The organism is Kyrpidia sp. (assembly GCF_023512215.1).
GTDB classification, from domain to species: Bacteria; Bacillota; Bacilli; order Kyrpidiales; family Kyrpidiaceae; genus Kyrpidia; species Kyrpidia spormannii.
Map to the genome: position 1 here is coordinate 18,976 of NZ_JAILZZ010000009.1, position 26,947 is coordinate 45,922.

Here is a 26,947-nt window from a genome sequence, read left to right on the forward strand (position 1 = left end):
CGGAATGATCGAGGAACATCGTTGGCTGAAGGAGAAATTGGCCCTCCTTCCCGGCAAACCCGGCGTCTATCTGATGAAGGACGCCGAGGGCCGGGTGATTTACGTCGGGAAGGCGAAAACGTTAAAAAATCGCGTGCGTTCGTATTTTACGGGTAGCCATGATGCGAAAACCCAGAAACTCGTCTCGGAAATCCGGGATTTTGAATACATCGTGACGGACAATGCGGTGGAAGCGCTGATTCTGGAGTGCAATCTGATCAAGCAGCACCAACCCCCCTTCAACATCATGCTCCGGGATGATAAGTCCTACCCGTATATCAAGATTACCCGGGAGGAACACCCCCGCCTGGAGATCGTCCGGCGGATGGCCAAGGACGGAGCGTCCTACTTTGGCCCGTATCCGAACTCCGGTTCGGCGATGGAGACCAAGCGCTTGTTGGATCGCCTCTACCCGTTGCGCAAGTGCCGGAATCTCAAGAAAAAGGTCTGTTTGTACTACCACATCGGCCAGTGTCTGGCCCCGTGTGAGTATCCCGTGGACCCGGAACGGTATGAGGCGATCCGCAAGGACATTGGGCGGTTCCTGAACGGGGGCCACGGGGAGATTGTCGAGGAGCTGGAGCGGCGGATGCACGAGGAAGCCGAAGCTCTGCGCTTTGAGCGGGCGAAGGAGCTCCGGGATTTGATCCAGCACATCGGGCGGGTGATGGAGAAGCAGAAGATCGTGTTTCAAGATCAGGTGGACAGGGATGTTTTCGGATTTTATGCGGAACGGGGAAGGATGTGCGTCCAGGTCTTTTTTATCCGGGGTGGGAAATTGATCGAACGGGCGGTGCAGATTTTTCCTTTTTACAACGATCCCTTAGAGGATTTTGGCTCTTACGTGGCGCAATTTTATTTTGAGGAGACCGAGCGGCCCAAGGAGGTTTACCTGCCCGAAGGGGTGGAGACAGACGTGCTGGGGGAATGGCTGGGGGCCCGGGTGGTGGTGCCCAAGCGCGGCCCCAAGCGGCAGTTGGTGGAGATGGCCTGTGAGAACGCCCGGATCGCGCTCCAGGAGAAACTGGCTCTGGAGGAGCGGGATCTGGAGCGCACGGTGGGAGCGGTGCGGGAGTTGGGGGACGTGTTGGCCATCGCCGCGCCCCGACGGATCGAGGCTTTTGACAACTCCAACCTGCAAGGGACGGACCCCGTGGCCGCCATGGTGGTGTTTGTGGACGGACAGCCGGCGAAAAAAGAGTATCGGAAATTCAAGATCAAAACCGTTCAGGGGCCGGATGATTACGCCTCCATGCGGGAGGTGATTCGGCGGCGATATACACGGGTGTTGCGGGAGAAGTTGCCGTTGCCAGATTTGATCGTGGTGGATGGGGGCCGGGGGCAGATCGGAGCGGCCTTAGAGGTGCTGCAGGACGAGCTGGACCTGGAAATCCCGGTGTGCGGATTGGCGAAAGACGACCGCCATCGGACGGACCAATTGTTCCTCGGAGATGATCCGGTACCGGTGCCCATCGACCGGCACAGTCAGGGATTTTATCTGCTTCAGCGCATTCAGGACGAAGTTCACCGGTTTGCCATTACTTTTCACCGGCAAACCCGGGGCAAGCGGATCATGCATTCGGTACTAGATGATATTCCGGGCATTGGCGAGAAGCGAAAACGAAAGCTTTTGCAACACTTCGGCTCGGTGGAGGCGATTCGCCAAGCTTCGGTGGAGGAATTTCGCCAGGCGGGCATCGGGGACCGGTTGGCGGAGCAGATCTTGCAAGCCTTGAAATAATCCGGCGAGGCGGGAGGTCCGCGTCGGTGTTGACTGTTTCGATATACGAACCATCTGGGGGGCCGCCGGCAGATGAAGCCTGTGTATATTGTGTTTTTTATCGCGGTTCTGGCGGGTACCTTGTTGATTAGCTACTGGGCCGCCCAGAGGGGGCGGACCCTCCCCCAATTCTATCGATTTTCCGGGAGTTTAGGAGGAGTGCAGAACGGGCTGGCCATGGCTGGCGATTTTATGAGCGCCGCGTCTTTTTTGGGCGTGACCGGGGCCATCGCCTTGCACGGATTCGACGGTCTCCTTTATGCGGCGGGATTTTGGAGTTCATACGCCCTGTTGTTCGCGGTGGCGGAACCGGTGAGACGGCTGGGTCGCTATACCCTGGCGGATGTGGTGTGTGCCCGATTTCCGTCCCGGCGAATGCGGGGGTTGGTGGCGGTGGATACGGTCCTGATCTCAACCCTGTATCTGGTTCCGCAGTTGGTTGCGGCGGGTTGGCTGATGCATTTGTTGCTGGATGTGCCTTATCCCGTTGCCGTGGCGGCTACGGGGATATTGATGACGATGTATGTGATTTTCGGGGGCATGGTGTCCACCTCATGGGTTCAAATCATCAAGGCTGGGCTGCTGGTGACGGGCACCTTTTTGGTCGCCCTGATGGTATTATCGTCGTTTCATTGGGACTTTGGTCGGCTGGTCGCCGCGGCTAAGGAGCACAGTCCGTGGGGGAGTGGATTGTTCGCCCCAGGGAACCTGCTGGAAAATCCCCTCAACGAAGTGTCTCTGTTCTTGTCCCTTTTTCTCGGAACGGCGGGGCTCCCTCACATCCTGATGCGATTTTTTACGGTGCCGAACGAGTCTGCGGTGAGGGCCACCCTATGGACCGCGACCTCGGTGATCGGCGCGTTTTATGTATTGACGGTGGTACTCGGACTTGGCGCTTTGGCCCTCGTGGGCGGAGCGGCGATCCGAGGACTCGATCCTACGGGGAATTTTACGGCGTTAGCGGTGGCCCAAGCAGTGGGGGGAGACTTTTTCACGGCGTTTCTGTCGGCCGTGGCCTTTGCCACCATTCTTGCCGTGGTGACGGGGCTGCTCCTGGCTGCCACCACGGCGGTCTCTCACGATCTCTATCATAAGCTGTACCGGGGCGGTCGATCCTCAGATCGGGAACAATTGCGGGTGGCGAAGTTTGCGGCGCTCGTCCTGGGTCTCGGTGCGGTGGCGATCTCCCTGGGCATGGGCCGGGTCAACGTGGCAACCCCGGTGTCCTTGGTTTTTGTCGTCGCCGCGGCGACGAACCTCCCGCTTCTGTTCTTTACATTGTTCTGGCGGCGGTTTACGGAACGGGGCGCCATGATTGGAGTCGTGGCGGGGCTCGTGGCTTCCTTGACTTTGGTGTTTTTCAGCCCGGCAGGGTTTCTTCCTGTCACGCTACCGTTTTTAGAAAAGATTCACTTGGATGAACCCGGGATTGTGGCCATCCCCATCGGCTTTTTGGCCGCTGTCATTGGAACGTGGTTCGGGGGCGATCGGCCGGACCCCACGCGTTTTGAAGTTCTCCGCGGACACGTGCGGCAAGGGGAAACGACAGGCACTGCGTCGGGGGGTGAGGGGTCGTGGGCCTGACCTTCTCATTGTTGTCACGAACCAGCCTGCTTTTGGTGGCAGGGTTTCTCGTGAGCCGTACGCCAGCATTTCGCAGGCTATTGGAACGGCGCTGGAGTCCCTTCGGCTACACGGCCCATGCCCTGTTGTTCGCAGTCCTTGCGGTGGCAGGGGTGGAGGGCGGCATTCTCCTCCATGGCGGCAGGGTAACGGAACACGGGTGGATCTGGCACCTGGGCCCGGACCAGGAACTCTTGGGGCCGGGGCTCGTGGCGGTGGTGATCGCAGGACTTCTGGGCGGCATTCGGGTCGGCGGTCTGTCTGGGTTGTTGGTTGCGCTCTTTGTCGCCCAAATCGGCGGATGGGCACACGGGGCAGACGTGATGTTGTATCCTTTGGCCGGGGTATTATCAGGAATGACGGCGAGGTTTTTCTCCGATGAACGGGTCATCGCCCCGGAAAAGGCATTCTTTATCGGCATGTTTTTTCCCGTTCTTCACATGGCGCTGTTGTTGATTTGGCGGCCGGGCCCCGAGACCATCCAGCTGGTCAGCGATGTGGGTTTGCCCCTCACCCTGACCAACAGCGTGGCCATCGGGGTGTTTACGGCGATTGTCCGGGTGGCGGTGCACGAGTATGAGCAGGGGGCAGCCCTTCAGACGGAGAAAGCTCTTCGGGTGGCGGAGCAGACCCTTCCACAACTTCGGCGGGGCCTGAGTTATGACACCGCCGAGGTCATTGCCCGGTTTTTGCTTCATGAGCTCGACGTGGCGGCGGTCTCTCTGACCGACCGGGAGAAGGTGCTGGCCCATGAGGGATTGGGACGGGACCACCACGGACCGGGCACGGGCATTCGCACCGAAGCCGGCTCGGCGGCCCTCCGGACCGGGACGATTCAGGTGGCTCCGAACCGAGCGGCCCTCGGGTGTTCCCAGCCCTCTTGTCCCTTGGCGGCGGCGATTATGGTGCCCCTTCGCCGATCTGGGGAAACGATCGGCCTGGTGAATCTGATGTTCCGGCATCCCCAGCAGCTAAGGGCGGCGGACATCGCCCTGGCGGAGGGGTTGGGTCGGCTCATTTCTCATCAACTGGATGCCATTTTTGCCGAGGAGATGCGAGAATTGCTTCGCCAGTCGCAATTGCGCCACTTGCAGGCTCAAATCGAACCCCATTTTCTGTTCAACACCCTGAATCTGATCGGTGGGCTCATCCGCGTCAACCCTCCCCTTGCCCGGCATATCGTCGTGCAATTGGGGAATTTTGTCCGCATGAACCTGAGGGCCGCACGGTATCCGCTGATTCCCCTCGCCCAGGAACTGCAACACCTCCGGGCTTATTTAGAAATCGTCAAAGCTCGGTTCGCCGACCAATTGACCGTGTTTCTCGACGTGGACGAATCGCTGGTGGACGGGGTGCAGATCCCTCCGTTGACGTTACAGCCCCTGGTGGAAAATGCGGTGAAACACGGGGTTCGATCAAGGGCTGTCCGGGGAAGGGTGGGTGTTTTTGTGCGTGCGGAAGGTGGGGACCTTGTCATTGAAGTTCAGGACAACGGCACCGGCGTCGATCCCGTTCTTCTTCCCCGGTTGGGGGTGATGCCCATTGAGCGGGAAGACGGGACGGGGGGCGGGCTGTACAATGTGAACCAACGTTTGATCGGATTGTTAGGCCCCGGGGCGGCCCTTCAGTTTGACCAGGCTCTTGAAGGAGGGCTTCGAGTTCGGTTTCGATTACCCCGGATCGCGCAAGGGAACGGGGCAGAGGCGGGAGAAGGGAGGCCGTCATCGGCGGAATCTTCGGCGGATCAGATACTCGAAGCGAGAGGGTGAGGCAGCATGAAGGTGATGGTGGCGGAGGACGAACGGGTAGCCAGGGAGGAGTTGACCTACTTGTTGTCCTGCCACCCGGACGTAACTTTGTGTCCGGGTGCCGAGAATGGGTCGGAACTTCTGGAGCTAGTGGACCAATACCACCCCGATGTGGTGTTTTTGGATATTCATATGCCCTCTTTGTCTGGCATCGAGGCGGCCCGTCGGTGGCGGAACGGGTCTTGGAAGGGTCGAGCCCCCCAGGTGGTGTTTGTCACCGCTTATGAACAGTATGCGGTAGAAGCTTTTGGGCTAGATGCCGTGGATTATCTGCTCAAACCTTATGATGAAGAACGCCTGGGCGAGACCTTGGAACGGATCCGCCGGCGCCTTGCGTTCCGGGGCCGGGATGGGGGTGGCCATGCGGTCGGCACGGGGACCGTCCCGGGGATTGTCCGGGCAGGTGGGGATACGGCCGGTCAAGAGCGGGGTGGGGAGGGGGCAGCCAAGGGTCTACTCACCTCCGCGGTTCCGGGAGGCGGAGGGTTCCGTCGTCCCAAACTTTTGGTCGATGATGGAGAAAAAACGGTCGTTCTGCACCCGGGGGCGGTTCAATATGCGGTTCGCAACGGTCGAGCCGTGGAAATTCATACGGATTCGCTCACGGTGAGTGCGAAATGGACCCTGGCGGAACTGGAAGAGCGATTGGCGGGACTCAATTTTTTCCGGACCCACCGCAGCTATCTGGTGAATCTGGAATACGTATCCGCCATTGAACCTTGGTTCAACGGTGCGTATACAGTGATCCTCAACGATCGGGCCCGCACCAAGATTCCCGTCAGCCGAAATGCCGTAAAGGAGTTGTTCGAACGACTCGGCGGCAGACGTTCCAGTTGACACGATTTCGCCACATTCGGGCCAGCCCGGCGGCATTTTAGGCTCCCGGGTGTGCATTTCGCGCAAAAAGTACGCCAATGTCCCGAATCTTGCGCTAAAATTAAACTAGTTCCCCTATACCGCACTTGTGCGGAGATTCCGCATGCCCAAGCGGTTGCGGAATCCCGCACACCCCGGGGTCGGTGCCGTGACGTCAGGGTGGGGGAAAGATGGACCAACGAAGGAGGTCTGGGGAGGGTGCAGCAAGAGGAGTTCGATAGCCTGCTCAAAGAAACACGCCGGTTTGAACCGTCGGAAGAGTTCCGCAATCAGGCGAACTTCCGGGATCCGACCGTGTATGACCGGGCCCGGCAGGATCCGGAGGGATACTGGGCGGAACAAGCCCGTCACTTGGATTGGGTGACCCCGTTCACCAAAGTTTTGGAATGGGATCCGCCCCACGCCCGGTGGTTCTCGGATGGTCAGCTCAATGCGGCGTACAACGCGGTGGATCGGCATCGGTTGGGCCCGCGCAAGAACAAGGCCGCCATCTTGTGGGAAGGGGAACCCGGCGACTCCAAGGTGTATACGTACGAAATGCTGGGCCGGGAGGTGGATCGGGCGGCCCACATGCTGACCCGCCTGGGCGTTCGGCGGGGCGATCGGGTGACCATCTACCTGCCGATGATTCCGGAGTTGCCCATTGCCATGTTGGCCTGCGCCAAGATCGGAGCGATTCATTCGGTGGTATTCGGGGGCTTTTCGTCCCAAAGTCTGAAGGACCGTATCATGGACGCCGAGTCCAAGATCTTGATCACGGCGGACGGCGGTTGGCGCCGGGGCCGGGTGGTACCTCTCAAAGCGAATGCCGATGAAGCGGTCAAGGGGACACCCGTGGAAACGGTGTTGGTGGTCAAACGGGTGGGCGAGGCGTCCGGAGCGGCCTTTGCGCCGGATCGTGACAAGGACTGGGCGGAGGAGATGGCCAAATCGCCGACGACTCCGTTCCCGGCCGAGACCATGGGCGCCGAAGACATTCTTTATCTCCTGTACACGTCGGGGACGACGGGGAAACCCAAAGGCATTGTGCACAGCACCGGTGGGTACCTGGTGGGCGCAAACACGTCGATGAGAAGCGTGTTTGACCTCAAGGACGAGGACATCTTTTTCTGCACGGCCGATGTCGGGTGGGTCACGGGACACACCTACGTGGTGTACGGTCCCCTCTCGGCTGGAGCCACGGTGGTGATGTACGAGGGAGCTCCAGATTATCCAGATCGGGATCGCTTTTGGGCGATTGTGGAAAAATACGGCGTCACGATCTTCTACACGGCCCCGACGTCCATCCGGACCTTCATGAAATGGGGTCCAGAGTATCCCAAACGCCGAAACTTGTCCTCTCTCCGGCTGCTCGGGACGGTGGGAGAGCCCATCAACCCCGAAGCTTGGATGTGGTACCACGAACACATCGGGGCCGGGCGTTGCCCCATCGTCGACACCTGGTGGCAGACTGAGACGGGTTGCGCCGTCATCGCTCCCCTGCCGGGGCTGACGGCGACGAAGCCGGGTTCCGCCACATTGCCCTTGCCGGGTTTTGAGGCGGATGTGGTGGACGAAGACGGGAACCCGGTGGAGCCGGGCCGGGGAGGTTACCTGGTACTCAAACGGCCATGGCCCTCCATGCTGCGCACGATCTGGGGAGATGACGAGCGGTTCCGAAACACCTATTTTGGGAAATTCGACGGTATTTACTTGTCCGGGGACGGCGCCCACAAGGACGAAGATGGATATGTCTGGGTTCTCGGTCGAATGGATGATGTGATCAACGTATCCGGGCACCGAATTGGGACCATGGAGGCGGAAAGCGCCCTAGTGGATCATCCCGCAGTGGCCGAGGCGGCGGTGATCGGAAGGGCTCATGAGATCAAGGGGCAGGCCATTACCGCCTTTGTAACGTTGAAAGAAGGGGTAGAATCCGATCCCGCCTTGGTCGATGAGCTGAAACAACATGTCGTCGAAAAGATCGGGGCACTGGCCCGGCCCGAGGAGATCGTGTTTGCGCCGGAGTTGCCGAAAACCCGCAGTGGCAAGATCATGCGGCGCCTTCTTCGGGATGTGGCCGAGGGCCGCGTATTGGGGGACACCACAACCTTGGCGGATCCCGGGGTCATGGAAGACTTGAAAGCGCGCTACGCAGAAAAAGAAGAGTAATATATTCAAGCCACAGCGGGGACACCGCCGCGACCGGTGAGATCGCGGCTGGTCACAGATGACAGAGGGGGTATGATGCTATGGCGAGCGAAGTGAAGATCACGGGGATTTCGGACCCGGGGCCGCTGGGGCTGGCGGCTTTTGCCCTGACCACTTTTGTGCTCAGTTCCATCAATGCCGGGCTATTCCCGGAAGCGGTACTCGGGACGTTTCTCCCCTTGGCGTTGTTTTATGGGGGACTGGCGCAATTGTTGGCCGGCATGTGGGAGTTTCGGACGGGCAACACCTTTGGAGCGACAGCCTTTTCTTCCTACGGGGCTTTTTGGATGTCCCTGGGGACCTTTGTCTACCTACAGTTAAAAGGGGTGCTGGATTTTAAGGTCGACGCAGGTGTCGCATTGGGACTTTTCCTTCTCGCCTGGACGATTTTCACGTTTTATATGTGGATCGGGTCTTTTCGAACCAACAAGGCGCTCATCACCGTGTTTACGCTCTTGTTCCTCACCTTTGTCCTGCTGACCGTCGGCGCTTTCGGTTCTGTGGGGGCAACCCATGTCGGCGGATGGCTGGGGATTCTGACGGCGGTGGTTGCCTGGTACACCTCCGCGGCGGGAGTCATCAACAGCACCTTCGGCCGGACGGTTTTGTCGGTGGGGGCAAAACCTCCTGGGCGGCAGGTTTCCCCGGGTTCCCCCGCGGCCAGCGCCTGACGGGCTGCCGCCCGGCCGCCCATGGGGTGAAGGGGAGATGAATCGACGATCGCCCGGGAGAATCGGGCGGGTCTGGGGACCGGTTTGGCGGGACCCGGGCCCGCCTTTTCAAGCCTATACACAATCCGGGAATCTATGATATACTTTGTGGCGAACTCAATGACGCACTCTCGATGCCCGAACGGGGGTAGAGGCGCGAGGTCCAAGAGTACCGGCGGGGAGGCGAAGGGGCCGACGATCCGCCCGGGAAAGGGGATTTCGCCGAAGCGTCGGCGGCGGCCCTCAAGGCGCCGGCGCTGGGCCCGGATCGAAAAGGTCCGGGACTGTCACAAGGGGTTCCCTTGTGGAGTGCTACTGCGTGGGAGAGAGGTTGCGATTCCGTGTGAGTATGAACAGCGGTAGATCGGGCCTGTCTACGGCTGTTTTTTTGTGTCTGTTCCGCCGCCGGCCGCCGGCGGGGCCGGCGCACGCGGCGAGGAGGAGAGAAATGTGGCGCGAATCGTGATGAAGTTCGGGGGCAGTTCCGTGGCGACGGCGGAGCGCATGGTAAAGGTGGCGCAAAGGGTTGCGAAAACCAGGGCCGAAGGTCATCAGGTGGCGGTGGTGGTCTCGGCGATGGGCGATACCACCGATGATCTCATCGCCCTGGCCAAGCAGGTGAATGAGCGGCCGCCAGCCCGGGAGTTGGACATGCTCCTGAGCACCGGGGAGCAGGTGTCCATCGCCGTGTTGACCATGGCTCTCCAAGGGCTCGGCGTACCGGCGACGTCTTTGACCGGAGGCCAGGCCGGGTTCCGGGTAGAGCAGGTATTCGGGAAGGCTCGGATCTTGGAGGTGAGGCCCGATCGTGTCGACGCCCTGCTTCGCGACGGCCATGTTGCTGTGGTGGCAGGTTTTCAGGGCGTGACCGACGATGGGGAGATCGCCACGTTGGGCCGGGGCGGCTCGGACACCACCGCCGTGGCCCTGGCGGCCGCTTTGAAGGCGGATGTCTGTGAGATCTACACGGACGTGGACGGCGTGTACACGACAGATCCCCGTATTGTCAAGGAAGCCGCCAAGATCCCGGAAATCTCCTATGACGAGATGCTGGAGTTGGCGAACCTCGGCGCGGTGGTGCTGCACCCCCGGGCAGTGGAATATGCCAAATTGTATCGGGTGCCTTTGGTGGTGCGCTCCAGTTTTCATGACGGACCCGGGACATGGGTGAAGGAGGATGCGAACGTGGAACAAGGACAGGTGGTCCGGGGCATTGCTCATGATCTCAACGTCGCCAAGGTGTCGCTGGTGGGGGTCCCCAATCGGCGGGATAGTCTAGGTAGAGTTTTTCACGCCCTGGCGGAGGAAAACGTGAACGTGGACATTATCGTTCAGAGCATCGTGCATAACGATGTCCATGATATTTCCTTTACTGTCTGTCGGGACGACCTTCCTGTGACCCTTCGGGTATTGGAAGATCTGCGGGTGGAGCTGGGAGCTGGAGAGATTGTGGCGGAAGAAGAATTGGCAAAGATCTCCATCGTCGGCGCAGGCATGATTAGCAACCCCGGCGTGGCGGCCCGGATGTTCGACGCGCTGATTGAAGCGGGGCTGTCCATCCGGATGGTCAGCACCTCGGAGATCAAAGTGTCTTGTGTCGTCGACGCCAGGGATGTCAAACGAGCGGTACAAGTGTTGCACCAGACCTTCGAATTGTCCGCCTCAGCTGAAGAGAAGGTCAATCCGGTCAAAGCATAAGTCGATGCGGCCCTCGTTAGCGGGGGCCGCTCCAGGTGATTTGCTCCACGCGCTCGATGGTCAAAAACCCCTGAAAGGACAGGTGGTCTAAGGCGTTCAGATAGCGCCGGATCACCGATTCCTCATCCACGAATTCAACAATGAGCGGCAAAGCCGATTCGGTTTCAAAATAACGCCAGCTCCTCTGCACGCCGCTACGGCCGAATCCTTCCAAGCCACGGTATAGCGTGGCGCCTGCCAGGCCTGTGGAACGGGCCAACTCCATCAATACCCGGGCCGTCGGACGACCGTGAATCCGGTCGCGTTCCGTGCAGTAGATCCGAAGCCGGAGGCGGGATTCGGCATCCCACATGGCGGGTCCCTCCAGCTGCCCCGCGGGGCGCAGATGTCGATGGTAATGTATGTCGGCCAAGGCCGGACATTGACGGCTGGCGCCCAGGGCTGTCAGCGGATCGCTTGGTTACGGGAGATTTTCTCCGGGGCTTCTCCGCCAGGTTGACAGGCGATTTTGACCCGTGGTACACTCAACCTCAAAGCTTACAAACAACAATTGAATCGTTCGGAGAACTCTTATCGAGAGTGGTGGAGGGACTGGCCCGATGAAACCCGGCAACCACCGCCAGAAGGCGGAGAGGTGCCAATTCCTGCAGGACCTGGGTGGATCCTGAGAGATAAGAGGTGGACACTGCCCTTGCAAGCCCCCTCTTCTCGCAGAGGGGGCTTTTCAGTTGTGGCGTGTCAGGAAGGGAGTGAGGGCGATGGGTCATGCCTTCGGGGTCAAAGGTGTGGTAAAAGTCGGACCCGTAACCCTGGACAGCGGGCGGGTCCTGGACGAGGTGGACATCGCCTACGAAGCTTATGGAGACCCGGAGAACGCCCGGGATCGAACGATCCTGGTGTGTCACGCTCTGACCGGAGACGCGCACGCCGGGAATTTGGACGGGCAGCCCGGATGGTGGGACGGGCTGATCGGTCCGGGACGAGTCCTGGATACGGATCGTTTTTATATCGTCTGTTCGAATGTGCTCGGGGGGTGTGCGGGGTCGACGGGGCCGGCGTCCCCGGGTCCGGATGGGCGCCCGTGGGGTCTGCGATTCCCTCCCATTACCATCCGGGACATGGTGGAAGCCCAGAGGTTGTGGCTGGAGAAGCTTGGCATCACTCATCTCTACGCGGTGATCGGGGGTTCCATGGGCGGGATGCAGGCCTTGGAATGGGCGGTGACCTACCCCGACCGGGTTGAGCGGTGTATTCCCATCGCCACCAGTGCTCGACTGTCTGCCATGGCGATTGCGTACAACGACGTCATGCGCTTGGCGATCATGAATGACCCGGCGTGGAACGGCGGGGATTACTATAATGGGGAAAAACCTGCGGCGGGTTTGGCCCTCGCCCGGATGGTGGGCATGATCACCTATCGCGGGCCCCAGTTGTATAACGCCCGGTTTGGCCGGAGCGTGGTAGGGCGGGAAGAAGAGGACGGGCCGGTGGATTTTGAGGCGAGATTTCAAGTGGAAAGTTATCTTCGATACCAAGGTGAAAAACTGGTGCGGCGGTTTGACGCCAATTCGTACCTATACTTGATCAAGGCTATGGACTTACATGATATCGGCCGGGGCCGGGGCGGGGTGGCCGCCGCCTATGCCCGGACGGAGGCGGAATTTCTCTGCATCGGGATCGATTCGGATATCTTGTATCCCGCTGCGGAACAGATCGAAATCGCCGAAGGACTTGCGGCGACCGGTAAAAGGGTGGAGTATCGCGAGATTCGCTCGGTGTACGGTCACGACGCATTTTTAGTGGAATTTCAACAGATGTCTGCGGCCCTCAGCGAGTTCCTGAACCCGGCGGCACGATCGGTATATGCCCCGGAGGGGTGAACCAGGTGCACGTCCCGACCGGGCGCCCCCGTCCCCATCCGGGGGCTTTCGTTTCTGTACAACGTCTCGTGCTGGGGTGTTGTATCCGCAACGCAATATGAAAAACGTGAATTCCCTGACCTGTATCCACAGATGATCCCCTCCTGTTCGCCTTCGTGGACGGCCTCGTTTCCTTGACATGCCCACCGGGAAACTTTAAAATTTCTTTGTACGTTGAGCCGCGGCGACGACGTTTCGGGCATGCTATCGATATGGGTTCGGGGTGAGCGGGCAATCACCTAGGATTGCCTTCCTTTTATGCTGTTTTGAGGCCAACAGAAGGAGGAACGATTTGCGGTGTCACAGGACAAGAGGGAGTTTATTTTTCGGCGGCTACATACCTTGGCGGGTGTGGTGCCGGTGGGTCTCTTCCTGATTGAGCATTTGTTCACAAATGCCAGCGCCATTAACGGCCCCCAGGCGTTTAACGACGCTGTCGCCTTTATTCAGAATCTCCCGTTTCTGACGTTGATTGAGTTTATCTTCATTTTTATCCCCCTCTTGTACCACGGGGTGTACGGATTGTATGTGGCCTTTACCTCCGGGTACAACGTGGGACGCTACGGCTGGTTTCGGAATTGGATGTTCGTCCTCCAGCGCGTAACCGGAGTGATCACCTTCATTTTTATTGTTTTCCACCTCTGGACAACGCGGTTCAGCGGGAATGCCCCCAGCTTTGACCTCGTCCATCGCATTGTCGCCAATCCAGTGACCTTCTGGTTCATGGTGATCGGTGTGGTCGCCGCGGTATTTCACCTCAGTAATGGCTTGTGGTCGTTTTGCATTCACTGGGGCATCACGGTGGGGCCGCGTTCCCAACGGGTTTTCGCTTACGTGTTCGGAGTCTTTTTCCTCGTTTTGAGCTATGTCGGCATCAGCGCACTAGTCGCATTCACCCACGGGGCGGCGTGAGGAGGAATCGGGCATGGGTCAGCAGAAAGTGATCGTCGTCGGCGGCGGCTTGGCCGGTCTTATGACCACGATTAAAGTGGCGGAAGCGGGCGTGCCGGTGGACTTGTTTTCCCTGGTCCCCGTCAAGCGTTCCCATTCGGTGTGCGCCCAGGGAGGCATCAACGGGGCGGTGAACACCAAAGGCGAGGGCGACTCCCCCTGGGAACATTTTGACGACACGGTTTATGGAGGCGATTTTCTCGCCAATCAGCCTCCGGTCTTGAAGATGTGCGAGGCGGCCCCCGGGATTATTTACCTCATGGACCGGATGGGGGTCATGTTCAATCGAACACCGGAAGGGTTGCTCGACTTCAGGCGGTTTGGCGGAACGAAACATCACCGCACGGCTTTTGCGGGAGCCACCACAGGCCAGCAACTGCTTTACGCTTTGGACGAACAGGTGCGGCGCTTCGAAGCGGCGGGCTTGGTGCAGAAGTATGAGGGCTGGGAATTTCTCCAGGCGGTCATCGACGATGAGGGCGTATGTCGGGGGATCATAGCCCAGGATTTGCGCTCCATGGAGATCCACGCTTTTCGCAGCGACGCCGTGGTGATGGCGACCGGGGGGCTTGGGCTGATCTTCGGCAAGAGCACCAATTCGATCATCAATACGGGTTCTGCGGGATCGGCGCTGTACCAGCAAGGCGTGTATTTTGCAAACGGGGAGTTTGTGCAGGTGCATCCCACGGCGATTCCGGGGGACGACAAGCTGCGCCTAATGTCCGAGTCGGCCCGGGGCGAAGGCGGCCGGGTGTGGACTTACAAGGACGGGAAACCGTGGTATTTTCTCGAGGAAAAATACCCGGCCTACGGCAATCTCGTACCCCGGGATATCGCCACCCGGGAGATCTTTCACGTGTGTGTGGACCTGGGGCTCGGGATCAACGGGGAAAATATGGTCTATCTCGATGTATCCCACATCCCGGCGGATGTCCTCAACGTGAAACTGGGTGGGATCCTGGAGATCTATGAAAAATTCGTAGGGGACGATCCCCGGAAGGTTCCGATGCGGATTTTCCCGGCGGTGCATTATTCTATGGGTGGTTTGTGGGTGGATTATGACCAGATGACCAATATCCCCGGTCTTTTTGCCGCTGGCGAAGCGGAGTACCAGTACCACGGCGCGAACCGCCTGGGGGCCAATTCTCTCTTGTCCTGTATCTACGGCGGCATGGTGGCGGGCCCCAAAGCGGTGGAGTGGATCCGGGGCGTGAAAAAATCGGCCGATGACCTGCCGGACGGTCTGTTTGAGACGGAAAGGAAAAAGCAAGAGGAACGGTTTGAGTCGATCCTCCGCATGGAAGGGCCGGAGAATCCCTACAAACTGCATCGGGAACTCGGTCAGTGGATGACCGACAATGTGACCATTGTCCGCTACAATGACCGTTTGAAAAAGACGGACGAAAAGATTCAAGAGCTGATGGAGCGGTGGCACCGCATCGGCGTTGCGGACAAATCCCGGTGGGAAAACATGATGGCGCCCTTTACCCGTCAGTTGTGGAACATGTTGCAGTTGGCCCGGGTGATCACCCTGGGGGCCCTGAACCGCAACGAGAGCCGGGGGGCTCATTATAAACCGGAGTTTCCCAACCGGGATGACGAAAACTGGCTTAAAACCACGAAGGCAAAGTATACGCCCGATGGCCCGGTATTCGAATACGAGCCGGTGGATGTATCCTTGATCAAGCCCAGGCCGCGGAAGTACGACGTGGAGAAGGAGGAGACCAAGGCGTGAGCGAGAAAACGATCCGCCTCATCATACAGCGGCAGGATACCCCGGACAGTAAGCCCTATGACGAGGAGTTTGAGGTTCCTTATCGGCCCAATATGAACGTCATCGCCTGTCTAATGGAAATTCAGCGGAATCCCGTTAACGCCAAGGGGGAGCCGGTATCCCCGGTGGTATGGGAATCCAATTGCCTGGAAGAGGTGTGCGGCGCCTGTTCCATGGTGATCAACGGCAAACCCCGCCAGGCCTGTACGGCCCTTGTTGACCAATTGGAGCAGCCGATCCGTCTGCAGCCGATGCGCACCTTCCCTGTGGTGCGAGACTTGGTGGTCGACCGAAGCCGCATGTTTGAAGCTCTGAAAAAGATCAAAGCCTGGATTCCCATCGACGGCACTTATGACCTGGGCCCCGGCCCCAGGATGCCTGAGCGGGAGCGGCAATGGGCTTACGAGTTGTCTAAATGCTTCACCTGTGGCTGTTGCGTCGAAGCATGTCCGAACGTGAATGACAAAACCTCGTTCATGGGTCCCTTTGCCATCAGTCAAGTGCGGCTGTTCAACACCCATCCAACTGGGAAAATGCACCGGGAGGAACGACTGGAGGCGATGATGGGCGAGGGCGGTATTCACGAATGCGGCAACGCCCAGAACTGTGTCCAGGTCTGTCCGAAAGGGATCCCGTTGACCACGTCGATCGCGGCCGTGAATCGGGAAGTCAACAGCTATGCCATCGGAAGTTGGTTGAAGAAGTAATCGAGGGCATTTCGAATGCAACCCGGCCCTGGCACAATCGGAGCCGGGTCTTTTTCTGTTCGCGGAAAGGGGTACCCGGTCGATGGCCACGGGGTGGACTGGCTCATTCGCCCAACCCCGTGCATATGGTGGCCCGGAAAGATCATGCGCCCGAACTCTCTCAATTCATCCCGCCCGATTCGGGGAGGTTTGTGGCGGGCGCGGATGTCTGGATGGACGAGTTGCCATCCTTGCTGCGCGGTCATAGGATACGTTGACTGTATCCCTTGCCCTTGTCATTGACGCCGCGTACAAGGAGGGATCAACCGTGACAGCGGTGGGAGACGTTCGAGGCAAATCACTCTTGACCGCTCGGGAACGCGAGGTGTTCGAACTTCTCGTTCAAGATAAAACTACAAGGGAGATCGCCGAGCAACTGTATATTAGCGAGAAAACTGTGCGCAATCACATTTCAAACGTCATGAAAAAATTGAATGTCAAAGGAAGATCCCAGGCGGTGGTGGAGTTGGTCCGCATGGGAGAATTGAAAATTTGACAAACCCGGGTCCTACGTTGACGTTTCGGTGTAAGGAACATTAGAATGGGGGCAAACGCGAATGGGAGGCCCTCTATGGAACAGCGGTGGGTTCCCGGACAGGATTTGGTCAGCGAGATTGAGCAAGAGCTTCGCTTTATCAGCCGCATTGTCCGTCAGAAGGGTCGGGAAATCCATGTGAATTTTCAGATCACACCTCCTCAATTCGAAGCCCTGATGTTGATCCGCGATCATGGCGTGCTCACCATGGGCGAATTGAGCAGTAAGATGTTTCTCGCGTACAGCACGACGACCGATTTGGTGGATCGGTTGGAACGGCATGGCTTGGTGGAGAGGCTTCGGGATCCGATCGATCGACGGGTGGTGCGGCTCCGGGTCTTGGATCGGGGGCTGGCGATGATTGAACAGGTGCTGGAAGCGCGTCGGGATTATCTCCGGGGTGTGTTGGCGCGTATGGAGCCCGGCAAAGTTCCGATTTTGGCCGATGCGCTCAAAGATTTGATCGCCCATATTCAGTAATCGGCAGAGGTTCCCCGTGGGGAGCCTTTTACTTTGCGTTTTTCACCCTTGCCTCTTCCCGGAACCGGCATACCAGCCCGTCATGCTCGTATATATAGGGATGAGCACGTGACGGACAGGAGGGAAGGCCGGTGAAGGGGATGCGGTGGCGATGGTTGATCGTGGCAGCGGTAGGGATGATCGCTGTCGGCTGTGGATTTGGCAGCCCTGTTTCCGGGCCCGTCGATCAGCCTCCAGGAGGCCCGGCGCCGAGCGCGCCTCAGGGAGATCAGGTGGGTGAAACGGTCCAGGCCACGATGTATTATGTGAACCCGCAGGGTTATGTGGTGCCCATTGCCGATTCGATTCCGAAGGTGACCGGAATTGCTACGGAGACTCTCCAGTACATGGTTCAGGGCGGTCCAGGGGACGCCACGGCGGCCAAGTGGGGATTAAAGGGATCCCTGCCACCGGGGACGAAGGTTTTGGGGATGGACATTCGGAACGGGTTGGCCAAGGTCGATTTTTCGAAAGAGGTCCTCCACTATCAGACGCCTCAACAAGAACGGCAAATCGTGGATAGCGTGGTGTGGGCGTTGACGGAGTTCCCCACGATCCAGCAAGTGCAGATTCTCGTGAACGGTCGGCAGCTTCAAACGATGCCTGTAGCGGGAACCCCGATCGGGCAGCCCCTGGGGCGGGCGATGGGTATCAATCTTAATGTGGCTGGCAACATCAACCCCTCCAATACGGAGAAGCTGACCTTGTACTACAGCGGGGGGTCGGGAGATCATACGTACTTGGTGCCCGTGACCAAAATTCTTCCGGTGGGTTCCTCCACCGATGTGGTGAAAGATACGATGGCTCAGTTGACAGACCCGGGAATCCAGGGATTGAGTTCGCCGGTGACCACGCGGGCGAAAGTGTTGCACACGAGCCTGGATGGCAATCTCGCCACCGTGGATTTCGACCGCTCTTTCTGGAATGACCAAAAACCAGATCAATCGGTGGCCGCTGTGGTGCTGTCTCTTGCACAAAGTGTTCATGTGTCCCAAGTGAAACTCACGGTCAAAGGGGAGACGCCGGTGGTGAAGGGTCTCGATCTTGCCAAACCGGTGTCGGCGCCGCGATTTGTCAATACGTCGCAGTTGTAGTGAAAGGGCGGGGCTCCATGATATAATGATGCCTTAAGAGGCGAAAGGAAAGGAAAGAACCGCCGTGTATACCGTCGTTTTGGCGACGCACAACAAAGGCAAGGTCCGGGAGTTCACGGAGATGCTCCGCCCTTTGGGCTGGGACATATTCCCGCTGAATGCATTCCCCGAGTATGTACCGCCCCCGGAAACCGGGGCGACTTTTTGTGAGAATGCGCTGATCAAAGCCCGGGATGCCGCGGAGCGCCTCGGGCTGCCGGCACTGGCGGACGACTCGGGACTGGAGGTGGAAGCCCTCGGGGGACGGCCGGGGGTTTTTTCGGCCCGGTTCGCGGGATCCGGGGCTACAGACGAGGAGAACAACCGGCTGCTTTTGGCGGAACTGGAGCGCTGCCCTGCGCCGCCCCCTTGGGCTGCCCGATTCGTTTGCTGCCTGGCTTGGGTCGAGCCATCGGGGGAGACTCACACCTTCCACGGGGAGACTCGGGGATGGATCTTGGCGCAGCCCAGGGGGAGTGGAGGATTCGGGTACGATCCTTTGTTTTGGAGCCCGGAGCTTCAACAAACCTTCGGTGAAGCCCCGCCCGAGGCGAAAAATCGAGTGAGCCATCGCAAAAGGGCCCTGGAAGCCCTTGTCCAGGCATTGTCCAGGCCAGGGGGAGGAACCCCGGGAGCGTCGTCGGTTTAACAGGGGCGCTTCTGGTCCCGGGGAGAGAACCTCACGCGGTTGCTCTTGACGGGGGTAGGGTGGGGTTCGTATAATACGCTTTGTGGCGAATGGGGGGACGTCTCTGCTGGAAGGGCGCCGCCCCGGAGAGTGCGGGTGTAGCTCAATGGTAGAGCCCCAGCCTTCCAAGCTGGTTACGTGGGTTCGATTCCCATCACCCGCTCCACCGTTGTCCCAGTAGCTCAGCTGGATAGAGCAATGGCCTTCTAAGCCATGTGTCGGGGGTTCGAATCCCTCCTGGGACGCCAACGATCAGGTCTCGTCCGGGTGGGACCAAGAGGTGTCGAGGTGCCGGCTCCGGCGGTTTCTGTGCTTTGAGGACTCCGGGAGGAGTCTTTTTTTGTCCGGCCGGCCAGCGGCAACTTAGGTCTTCCTGTGATTGCGCCCGTTTAGTTGCCGTGATATAGTGACTATGACGTGGCCGGCGATTACTGTGAACAGGCGGCAAGGAGGAACATGTGTTCATGATCACGAAATGGGAGAAAACCGAGAAGAATCTCGGCATCCTGGAAGTCGAAGTTGACCCCGGGGCGCTAGCCCAAGCGCTGGACCAGGCGTTCAAAAAAGTGGTAAAAAAAGTAAATTTACCTGGTTTTCGAAAAGGCCGGGTTCCCCGGGCTGTTTTTGAAGCCCGGTTCGGTGTAGAGGCGCTTTACAACGACGCTTTAGACTTGCTGCTTCCCGAAGCGTATGCCAAGGCGGTGGAAGAAGCCCAGATTGAGCCCGTGTCCCAGCCGGAGATCGACGTCGTCCAACTCGAAAAAGGAAAGCCGTTTATTTTTAAGGCGAAGGTGACCGTCAAGCCCGAGGTAGAATTGGGGACCTACAAGGGCGTGACGGTGGAAGATAAGGAATTCCCGGTTACCGAGGAGGATGTGGATAAGGAACTGGAGAACCTGCGCCGTCAACACGCCCAGATCGAGGTTGTGGGCGAAGGCGGGACGGTCCAAAACGAGGATCTCGTCATGATCGATTTTGAGGGTTTTGTCGATGGTGAGCCTCTGGAGGGCGGCCAGGGCGAAGATTACCAATTAGAAATCGGATCTGGCACTTTTGTACAGGGGTTCGAAGAACAACTCATCGGCATGGCCCAGGGAGAGGATCGGGAGATCCGGGTTACGTTTCCCGATGATTATCATGTCGAGGGCCTTCGGGGTAAAGAGGCCCTGTTTAAGGTCCATCTGCACGACATTAAACGCAAGAGGCTGCCGGAGCTGGACGATGAGTTCGCGAAGGATATCAGTGAGTTTGAAACCTTGGAGGAATTGCGTGCCGATCTCAAGAATAAACTCGAACAGAGGGCGGAACAAGACCACAGGACCTACCTCGAGAATCAGGTGGTGGACAAGGTGGTCGAAGGGGCGGTGGTGGAGGTCCCCAGTGTGATGGTCGAGCACGAACTGGAGCATCTGTACCACGATTTCGCCGATCGGCTACAGCGCCAGGGGATTTCCACGGAGATGTATTTTGAGGTGACGGGTTCGTCCAAGGAGAAAGTAAAGGAACAGATGCGTCCGGATGCGGAGAAGCGGGTTCGGACAAGTCTCGTGCTGGAAGCGGTGCAGAAGCAGGAGGGTATTGAACCCACGGAGGAAGAGGTTGAGGCGGAGTTGGAGAAAGCGGCGGAATCCATGCGGATGGATGTAGCGCGGCTCAAAGAGTTGCTGACCCCGTCCCAGCTTGATTCTCTTCGCCAGGATTTGGCGATCCGAAAGACGGTGGACTTTCTCGTGGCCAATAGTACATCGGCGTAACATGGTGTACAATAGAAAGAGCCTGAGGTGATATTCATTTGCGGGTACCCTCGTCGAGGGTGCCTCGTTTTCCACATGGAGGGGGGTCCCCATGAGTCTGGTACCGATGGTGATCGAGCAGAGCAGCCGCGGGGAGAGAGCTTACGATATTTACTCCCGTTTGCTAAAAGACAGGATCATTTTTTTGGGGACGGAGATCGACGACATCGTCGCCAATCTCGTGGTGGCGCAACTCCTGTTTTTGGCTGCGGAAGACGACAAGAAGGATATTCGTTTGTATATCAACAGCCCGGGGGGATCCATTACTGCCGGAATGGCGATTTATGATACAATGCAATATATTAAGCCCGATGTTTCGACGGTGTGCATCGGTATGGCGGCGAGCATGGGAGCGTTTCTCTTGGCCGCGGGGACCAAAGGGAAGCGTTTCGCCCTCCCGAACAGTGAGATCATGATTCACCAGCCGTTGGGCGGCGTGCGGGGCCAGGCGGCGGACATCAAGATTCACGCCGACTGGATTCTGAGGACCAAGGACAAGATCAACCGCATTCTGTCTGAGCGCACTGGGCAGCCCTTGGAGAAGATCGAGCGGGATACGGATCGAGACAATTTTATGGACGCCGAGGAAGCCAAGGCGTATGGGCTGATCGATGAGGTGATCTCGCCCGTCGACCTGAAGTAGAGGGGTGAGCCGATGTTTAAATTCAGCGATGATAAGGGGCAGCTCAAGTGTTCCTTTTGCGGCAAAACCCAGGACCAGGTCCGCAAGTTGGTGGCCGGCCCGGGAGTCTACATTTGCGACGAGTGCATCGAGTTGTGCAATGAGATCGTAGAGGAAGAACTCGGGGAAGAAGAAGAGTTTGAACTCACCGATGTCCCGAAACCCACGGAGATCCGCGCCATCCTCGACCAATACGTCATTGGCCAGGATCATGCCAAGAAGTCCCTGGCCGTGGCCGTTTACAACCATTACAAGCGGATCAACGCCCAGGGTAAACCGGATGACGTCGAGCTGTCCAAAAGCAATATCTTGCTCATAGGGCCTACCGGAAGCGGGAAAACGCTGCTCGCCCAGACCTTGGCACGGATTCTCAACGTTCCTTTTGCCATCGCGGACGCGACCTCTCTCACCGAGGCCGGATACGTCGGGGAAGACGTCGAGAACATTCTTCTCAAGTTGATCCAAGCGGCGGATTACGACGTGGAAAAGGCCGAGAAAGGGATCATTTATATCGACGAGATCGATAAGATCGCCCGGAAATCGGAGAATCCTTCCATCACCCGGGACGTGTCGGGGGAAGGTGTCCAGCAAGCCCTGTTGAAGATCCTCGAGGGGACAGTGGCGAGTGTTCCGCCTCAGGGTGGGCGTAAACACCCCCATCAGGAATTCATCCAGATCGACACCAGCAATATTTTGTTCATTTGTGGCGGGGCCTTTGATGGACTTGAACAGATCATCAAGCGCCGCCTCGGCCGCAAGGTCATCGGGTTTGGCAGTGAAGAAGCCCGAGGGACCGACCTGAGCCGGGATGAAGTCCTGTCGAAGGTCCTTCCCGAGGACTTGTTAAAATATGGCCTGATCCCGGAGTTTGTCGGGCGCCTCCCGGTGATCACCACCTTGGCTGCCCTGGATGAGACGGCACTGAAGCGGATACTCCTGGAGCCGAAAAATGCGTTGGTTAAACAATATCAACGGTTACTGGAGTTGGATGATGTCCAGTTGGAGTTTACGGACGAGGCGCTGACGGAGATCGCCCGGGAGGCGATTAAGAGAAACACCGGTGCCCGGGGACTGCGGGCGATTATCGAGGGTATCATGCTGGACGTGATGTATGAGATCCCCTCCAGGGACGACATCACCAAATGTGTGGTCACCAAAGAGACGGTCTTGCTGAAGGAATCTCCAATTCTGGTAAAGGCCGACGGGCGTAAGAAGAAAAAGAAAGAAGAAACGGCGTAAAACCAGTCGGGAAGCCAGACCGTACCTGGGCGGAGGGGAGGAATCCCCTCCGTTTGTTTTTGTGGGAGCGCGGCATACTAGTGCCAGACTTTCCGCGAGGGAGGGGGCGGCGGTGGGCGCTTTGCTGCTGGCGACGGAAGTGGTTTTTCTGGTGCTGGCCGGGTTTTATATCTGGAATGTCATGAAAAGCCAATCCGGGGGGCGCACCTTTGGCCCATTCTCTGTCCGGGACTCCCGTCGGGACTTGGACGAATGGGCGCGTAAACGGGAGACTTCGTTGACCGAACCTCTCAATGAAAGGGTGCGCCCTCAACGGTTTGAGGACATCGTTGGCCAATCGGAAGGGATTAAAGCTTTGCGGGCGGCCTTATGTGGCCCCCACCCCCAGCATGTGATCCTCTACGGCCCGCCCGGGGTGGGTAAAACTGCTGCTGCCCGCCTGGTGTTGGAGGAGGCCAAGGAGAACCCCAAGTCTCCTTTCGGGCCGGAGGCCCCCTTTATCGAGGTGGATGCCACCACTGTTCGTTTTGACGAGCGGGGAATCGCCGACCCGCTGATCGGATCGGTGCACGACCCGATTTATCAAGGCGCCGGGGCGATGGGGGCCGCGGGCATCCCACAACCGAAACCGGGCGCTGTGACCCGGGCCCACGGGGGCATTCTGTTTATCGACGAGATCGGGGAGCTACACCCCATCCAGATGAACAAGTTGCTCAAAGTGTTGGAGGATCGCCGGGTTCTCCTGGAGAGCGCGTATTATCGCCCTGGGGATTCCGCAATTCCGCCCCATATCCACGATCTGTTCCAAAACGGCCTGCCCGCCGACTTCCGCTTGATCGGGGCCACCACCCGCCCGGCTCACGAACTCCCGCCGGCCCTGCGCTCCCGATGCGTGGAGATTTATTTTCGCCCTTTATATCCCGATGAATTGGCCCAAATCGCCGAGCGGGCGGCCCGCCGCATCGGGGTTGAAATCCCCCCTGAGGCGGTTCAGGCGGTGGCCGGGTACGCCGGGAATGGCCGGGACGCGGTCAACCTGGTTCAAATCGCAGCAGGGGCGGTGCAGAATGAGGGGAGGGACCGCGTCGAACCCGAGGACGTCGAATGGGTCGTGCAAGTGGCAGGCTATTCTCCACAGCCGCATCACCGGGTGGCCGGCCGGCCCACGGTGGGATTGGTGCACGGACTAGCGGTTTATGGACCCAACGTCGGGCGCGTGTTGCCGATCGAGGCCAGTGCCCTATATCGGCCGGGTGCTGGCCAGATCCGAGTGACCGGGGTCATCGATGAGGAAGAGGTGAGCCATGGGGCCCGGCGGATGAAACGGCGCTCTACCGCCCAGGGTTCGGTAGAGAACGCCGAAACGGTTCTGCGGAGGTTCGGGATTGCCCTGGACGACTGGAGCGTTCACATCAACATTCCCGGCGGGGTGCCGGTAGATGGTCCTTCGGCCGGGTTGGCGATAGCTATGGCCATGTATTCGGCGATCCGGGAGATTCCTGTGGACGGCTTTTTGGCGGTAACGGGTGAGATTTCGTTGTCCGGTTCGGTCAAAGCGGTGGGCGGGGTGCCGGCGAAGATTGAGGCGGCTCGGAAGGCAGGAGCCCGAAGAGTCCTCATTCCCGATGACAATTGGTCGGAGCGGTGGTCTTGTGACCCGGAGCTTGAAATCATCCCCGTGCGGGACTTTGGGGAAGCGTTGGTTTATCTCAAGGGGACGCCTTTACCAACCGTCCCGGATCTTCCGGCTCCGGCGGTGGCGGCTGCCGGCTCGGGGCTGGAGGCGGATGCGTCTTTATAGGCGTTTTACACGGCGTCTACATTCCTTTAGAATAGGAGTGCTGCACCCCGAATCGGCCGCCTGGGCGGCAGCGAAGCAGGAGGTGACGGTACCGTGGCTCAATCGGTCACATTGCCGTTATTGCCCTTACGAGGGTTGTTGGTGTTCCCAACGATGGTGCTCCATCTCGACGTGGGACGGGAAAAGTCCGTTCACGCCCTGGAGAGGGCGATGGTGGGGAATAGGAAGATTCTGCTTGCCTCGCAGATGGAATCTCATGTGGACGACCCCCAGACCGGGGATATTTACGGGGTGGGGACCGTCGCGGAGATCAAACAGATGCTTAAACTGCCCAATGGGACGATCCGCGTCCTGGTGGAAGGCTTGAGCCGGGCGAGGATCCTTCGCTATCTCGAAACGGAGGAAGTGTTTTCGGTCGAGGCGGAAACGGTGGATGAAGATAGTGGAGAACCGACGCCAGAGATCGAAGCCCGGATGAGAAGCGTTCTGCACCAGTTTGAGCAATATGTGAGTTTGTCGAAAAAGATCACCCATGAAACATATTTGGCCGTTCTGGATATTGAAGAGCCGGGACGGCTGGCAGACGTGATCGCGTCTCACCTGCCCCTCAAGATCAAAGATAAACAGACCATCCTCGAAGCCTTCGATGTGGAAGAGCGGCTGGAACAATTGTTGCGCCTCTTGTCCGACGAGCGGGAGGTCCTGGAACTCGAACGAAAGATCAACCAGCGTGTGCGGCGGCAGATGGAGAAAACTCAAAAGGAATATTTTCTCCGGGAACAAATGAAGGCGATTCAGAAGGAACTGGGCGAAAAAGAAGGTCGCCTGGCCGAAGTGGAGCAACTTCGGGAACAGCTCGCCGCCCTGGAAATGCCGGGTGAGATCCGGGAACGAATCGAAAAAGAGATCGATCGCCTGGAAAAGATCCCCCAGGCGTCGGCCGAGGGATCGGTGGTCCGCACGTACATCGACTGGTTGATGTCCCTGCCCTGGAAAGAGCCCGAGCCCCGGGAGATTGATATCGATCGGGCGTCCCAAGTCTTGGACGAAGATCATTACGGATTGGAGAAAGTGAAAGAGCGGATCCTGGAATATCTCGCAGTACAAAAACTGGCTCATCGGTTAAAAGGGCCTATACTCTGTTTTGTGGGCCCGCCCGGAGTCGGGAAGACGAGTTTGGCCAAATCGATCGCCCGGGCCCTGGGACGGCGGTTTGTCCGCGTCTCGCTGGGCGGGGTGCGGGATGAGGCGGAGATTCGCGGCCACCGCCGCACCTATGTGGGGGCGTTGCCCGGGCGTATCATTCAAGGAATGAAACAAGCCGGAGAAATGGATCCCGTTTTCCTCTTGGATGAGATTGACAAAATGAGCCATGATTTTCGCGGAGATCCGGCGTCGGCTCTGCTTGAGGTACTGGACCCGGAGCAGAATCATACCTTCAGTGACCATTATATCGAGGTGCCCTACGATCTGTCCCGGGTGCTCTTCATCACCACCGCCAATGTGGCGTATACGATTCCTCAGCCTCTCCTCGACCGTATGGAGGTGATTCATCTCCCGGGGTATACCGAGGTGGAGAAATTGCGGATCGCCAAGGGGTATCTCGTTCCCAAGCAACTGGAGGCCCACGGTTTAACCCGGGATCAACTGTCGATCTCCGACGAGACTTTGCTCAAAATCATTCGAAGTTATACCCGGGAGGCCGGGGTCCGGAATCTTGAACGGGAAATCGCGGCGGTGTGTCGCAAGGCCGCCCGGATGATTGTCGACGGCAAGAAGAAAGTTTCGGTGACGAAAAGCCGGCTTCAAGCTTTTCTCGGCCCCGAACGGTTTCGCTTCGGCACCGCGGAGGAAACGGACCAAGTGGGGGTGGCCACGGGCCTTGCATGGACCGAGGCGGGCGGGGATACGTTATCCATTGAGGTGGCGGTGGTTCCCGGCAAAGGAAAGCTGACCCTCACCGGCCAGTTGGGCGACGTGATGAAGGAATCGGCCCAGGCGGCCTTCAGCTACATTCGGTCCCGGGCCCGGCAACTACAGATTCCGCCGGGGTTTCCCGACGAGTACGATGTTCACATCCACGTCCCTGAGGGTGCCATTCCTAAAGATGGGCCCAGTGCCGGAATCACCATGGCCACCGCCTTGGTGTCTGCCTTGACAGGGCGTCCTGTGGCGCGGGAAGTGGCGATGACCGGGGAAATCACCCTGAGGGGAAGGGTGCTGCCCATCGGGGGCGTGAAGGAAAAATGCCTTGGCGCCCACCGAGCCGGCGTCCAGAAGGTCTTGCTTCCAAAAGATAACGAGAAGGATCTGCAGGACGTACCGGAAGTAGTTCGCCGGCAATTGTCCTTTGTGTACGTGTCTCATATGGACGATGTGTTGGCAGAAGCCCTTCGCCCGGTTGCCGAACAGGGGGAGCCGGTCTTGCAACCGACCTGAGGGG

21 protein-coding genes, 2 tRNA genes and 2 riboswitches are annotated in these 26,947 nt (G+C 58.7%); of the genes, 22 read left to right on the top strand and 1 reads right to left on the bottom strand.

What is annotated here, in order from left to right; translation table 11 throughout:
* Nucleotides 1-4 precede the first annotated feature (4 nt).
* From uvrC to K6T64_RS05510, 7 genes are all read left to right on the top strand, one after another.
* Entirely contained in the window at nucleotides 5-1,780 is a 1,776-nt protein-coding gene (gene uvrC, locus K6T64_RS05480; RefSeq protein WP_170085185.1) for an excinuclease ABC subunit UvrC, read from the top strand.
* A gap of 72 nt (nucleotides 1,781-1,852) precedes the next feature.
* Nucleotides 1,853-3,403, top strand: coding sequence for a solute symporter family protein (locus K6T64_RS05485; RefSeq protein WP_288008907.1), 1,551 nt, complete (start codon nucleotides 1,853-1,855; stop codon nucleotides 3,401-3,403).
* Entirely contained in the window at nucleotides 3,394-5,211 is a 1,818-nt protein-coding gene (locus tag K6T64_RS05490) for a histidine kinase (RefSeq protein ID WP_100667140.1), read from the top strand. The genes K6T64_RS05485 and K6T64_RS05490 overlap by 10 nt, the downstream gene beginning before the upstream one ends.
* 6 nt (nucleotides 5,212-5,217) lie before the next feature.
* Nucleotides 5,218-6,087 (top strand): LytR/AlgR family response regulator transcription factor, encoded by an 870-nt coding sequence (locus tag K6T64_RS05495; RefSeq protein ID WP_288008909.1) that lies wholly within the window; start codon nucleotides 5,218-5,220, stop codon nucleotides 6,085-6,087.
* A gap of 237 nt (nucleotides 6,088-6,324) precedes the next feature.
* Complete coding sequence (gene acs, locus K6T64_RS05500) at nucleotides 6,325-8,277, top strand: acetate--CoA ligase (RefSeq protein WP_288008910.1); 1,953 nt, start codon at nucleotides 6,325-6,327, stop codon at nucleotides 8,275-8,277.
* An 80-nt stretch (nucleotides 8,278-8,357) separates the two neighbouring features.
* Nucleotides 8,358-8,987 (top strand): acetate uptake transporter, encoded by a 630-nt coding sequence (locus K6T64_RS05505; RefSeq protein WP_288008911.1) that lies wholly within the window; start codon nucleotides 8,358-8,360, stop codon nucleotides 8,985-8,987.
* Nucleotides 8,988-9,167: 180 nt separating this feature from the next.
* Nucleotides 9,168-9,349: riboswitch (Lysine riboswitch) on the top strand.
* 127 nt (nucleotides 9,350-9,476) lie between these two features.
* Entirely contained in the window at nucleotides 9,477-10,724 is a 1,248-nt protein-coding gene (locus K6T64_RS05510) for an aspartate kinase (RefSeq protein ID WP_288008913.1), read from the top strand.
* A gap of 16 nt (nucleotides 10,725-10,740) precedes the next feature.
* Here K6T64_RS05510 and K6T64_RS05515 read toward each other — a convergent pair whose 3' ends face one another.
* A complete protein-coding gene (locus K6T64_RS05515; protein WP_288008914.1) occupies nucleotides 10,741-11,076 on the bottom strand; it encodes a DUF190 domain-containing protein in 336 nt (111 codons plus the stop codon).
* A 215-nt stretch (nucleotides 11,077-11,291) separates the two neighbouring features.
* Nucleotides 11,292-11,402: riboswitch (SAM riboswitch) on the top strand.
* Between the two features lie 50 nt (nucleotides 11,403-11,452).
* Here K6T64_RS05515 and metX point away from each other — a divergent pair.
* The 15 genes from metX to lon all read left to right on the top strand — a co-directional run bounded on the left by metX (nucleotide 11,453) and on the right by lon (nucleotide 26,943).
* Nucleotides 11,453-12,604: a homoserine O-acetyltransferase MetX gene (gene metX / locus K6T64_RS05520; RefSeq protein ID WP_288008917.1), complete on the top strand. Its 1,152-nt coding sequence runs from the start codon at nucleotides 11,453-11,455 to the stop codon at nucleotides 12,602-12,604.
* A gap of 336 nt (nucleotides 12,605-12,940) precedes the next feature.
* Complete coding sequence (locus tag K6T64_RS05525; protein ID WP_288008920.1) at nucleotides 12,941-13,555, top strand: succinate dehydrogenase cytochrome b558 subunit; 615 nt, start codon at nucleotides 12,941-12,943, stop codon at nucleotides 13,553-13,555.
* 13 nt (nucleotides 13,556-13,568) lie between these two features.
* A complete protein-coding gene (sdhA, locus tag K6T64_RS05530) occupies nucleotides 13,569-15,329 on the top strand; it encodes a succinate dehydrogenase flavoprotein subunit (RefSeq protein WP_288008923.1) in 1,761 nt (586 codons plus the stop codon).
* Nucleotides 15,326-16,075: a succinate dehydrogenase iron-sulfur subunit gene (gene sdhB / locus K6T64_RS05535; protein WP_170085191.1), complete on the top strand. Its 750-nt coding sequence runs from the start codon at nucleotides 15,326-15,328 to the stop codon at nucleotides 16,073-16,075. Before sdhA ends, sdhB begins: the two co-directional genes overlap by 4 nt.
* A 307-nt stretch (nucleotides 16,076-16,382) precedes the next feature.
* Entirely contained in the window at nucleotides 16,383-16,610 is a 228-nt protein-coding gene (locus K6T64_RS05540) for a helix-turn-helix domain-containing protein (protein ID WP_013074693.1), read from the top strand.
* 75 nt (nucleotides 16,611-16,685) lie between these two features.
* Nucleotides 16,686-17,129: a MarR family winged helix-turn-helix transcriptional regulator gene (locus K6T64_RS05545; protein WP_100667150.1), complete on the top strand. Its 444-nt coding sequence runs from the start codon at nucleotides 16,686-16,688 to the stop codon at nucleotides 17,127-17,129.
* A 140-nt stretch (nucleotides 17,130-17,269) separates the two neighbouring features.
* Nucleotides 17,270-18,262, top strand: coding sequence for a GerMN domain-containing protein (locus K6T64_RS05550; protein WP_232059816.1), 993 nt, complete (start codon nucleotides 17,270-17,272; stop codon nucleotides 18,260-18,262).
* Between the two features lie 64 nt (nucleotides 18,263-18,326).
* Complete coding sequence (rdgB, locus tag K6T64_RS05555) at nucleotides 18,327-18,950, top strand: RdgB/HAM1 family non-canonical purine NTP pyrophosphatase (protein ID WP_170085193.1); 624 nt, start codon at nucleotides 18,327-18,329, stop codon at nucleotides 18,948-18,950.
* 131 nt (nucleotides 18,951-19,081) lie between these two features.
* A tRNA-Gly gene (locus tag K6T64_RS05560) sits at nucleotides 19,082-19,155 on the top strand.
* Between the two features lie 5 nt (nucleotides 19,156-19,160).
* Nucleotides 19,161-19,237 (top strand) — tRNA-Arg (locus K6T64_RS05565).
* Between the two features lie 216 nt (nucleotides 19,238-19,453).
* Nucleotides 19,454-20,743, top strand: coding sequence for a trigger factor (gene tig, locus K6T64_RS05570; protein ID WP_170085194.1), 1,290 nt, complete (start codon nucleotides 19,454-19,456; stop codon nucleotides 20,741-20,743).
* A 91-nt stretch (nucleotides 20,744-20,834) separates the two neighbouring features.
* Nucleotides 20,835-21,425: an ATP-dependent Clp endopeptidase proteolytic subunit ClpP gene (clpP, locus tag K6T64_RS05575; RefSeq protein WP_100667153.1), complete on the top strand. Its 591-nt coding sequence runs from the start codon at nucleotides 20,835-20,837 to the stop codon at nucleotides 21,423-21,425.
* 12 nt (nucleotides 21,426-21,437) lie between these two features.
* Nucleotides 21,438-22,703 carry an ATP-dependent protease ATP-binding subunit ClpX gene (gene clpX / locus K6T64_RS05580; RefSeq protein WP_013074699.1) on the top strand — a complete coding sequence of 422 codons (1,266 nt, stop codon included), beginning with the start codon at nucleotides 21,438-21,440 and terminating at the stop codon, nucleotides 22,701-22,703.
* A 112-nt stretch (nucleotides 22,704-22,815) separates the two neighbouring features.
* On the top strand, nucleotides 22,816-24,504 hold the full coding sequence (gene lonB / locus K6T64_RS05585; protein ID WP_288008929.1) for an ATP-dependent protease LonB: 1,689 nt from the start codon (nucleotides 22,816-22,818) through the stop codon (nucleotides 24,502-24,504).
* Between the two features lie 153 nt (nucleotides 24,505-24,657).
* Nucleotides 24,658-26,943, top strand: coding sequence for an endopeptidase La (gene lon, locus K6T64_RS05590; RefSeq protein ID WP_483306130.1), 2,286 nt, complete (start codon nucleotides 24,658-24,660; stop codon nucleotides 26,941-26,943).
* The last annotated feature ends 4 nt before the right edge of the window (nucleotides 26,944-26,947 follow it).

Coding starts and splice junctions, on each gene's coding strand:
- uvrC (WP_170085185.1), top strand. CDS start 5: ATGATCGAGGAACATCGTTGGCTGAAGGAGAAATTGGCCCTCCTTCCC.
- K6T64_RS05485 (WP_288008907.1), top strand. CDS start 1,853: ATGAAGCCTGTGTATATTGTGTTTTTTATCGCGGTTCTGGCGGGTACC.
- K6T64_RS05495 (WP_288008909.1), top strand. CDS start 5,218: ATGAAGGTGATGGTGGCGGAGGACGAACGGGTAGCCAGGGAGGAGTTG.
- K6T64_RS05505 (WP_288008911.1), top strand. CDS start 8,358: ATGGCGAGCGAAGTGAAGATCACGGGGATTTCGGACCCGGGGCCGCTG.
- K6T64_RS05515 (WP_288008914.1), bottom strand. CDS start 11,076: ATGTGGGATGCCGAATCCCGCCTCCGGCTTCGGATCTACTGCACGGAA.
- sdhA (WP_288008923.1), top strand. CDS start 13,569: ATGGGTCAGCAGAAAGTGATCGTCGTCGGCGGCGGCTTGGCCGGTCTT.
- K6T64_RS05545 (WP_100667150.1), top strand. CDS start 16,686: ATGGAACAGCGGTGGGTTCCCGGACAGGATTTGGTCAGCGAGATTGAG.
- K6T64_RS05550 (WP_232059816.1), top strand. CDS start 17,270: ATGCGGTGGCGATGGTTGATCGTGGCAGCGGTAGGGATGATCGCTGTC.
- tig (WP_170085194.1), top strand. CDS start 19,454: ATGATCACGAAATGGGAGAAAACCGAGAAGAATCTCGGCATCCTGGAA.
- clpP (WP_100667153.1), top strand. CDS start 20,835: ATGAGTCTGGTACCGATGGTGATCGAGCAGAGCAGCCGCGGGGAGAGA.
- clpX (WP_013074699.1), top strand. CDS start 21,438: ATGTTTAAATTCAGCGATGATAAGGGGCAGCTCAAGTGTTCCTTTTGC.
- lon (WP_483306130.1), top strand. CDS start 24,658: ATGGTGCTCCATCTCGACGTGGGACGGGAAAAGTCCGTTCACGCCCTG.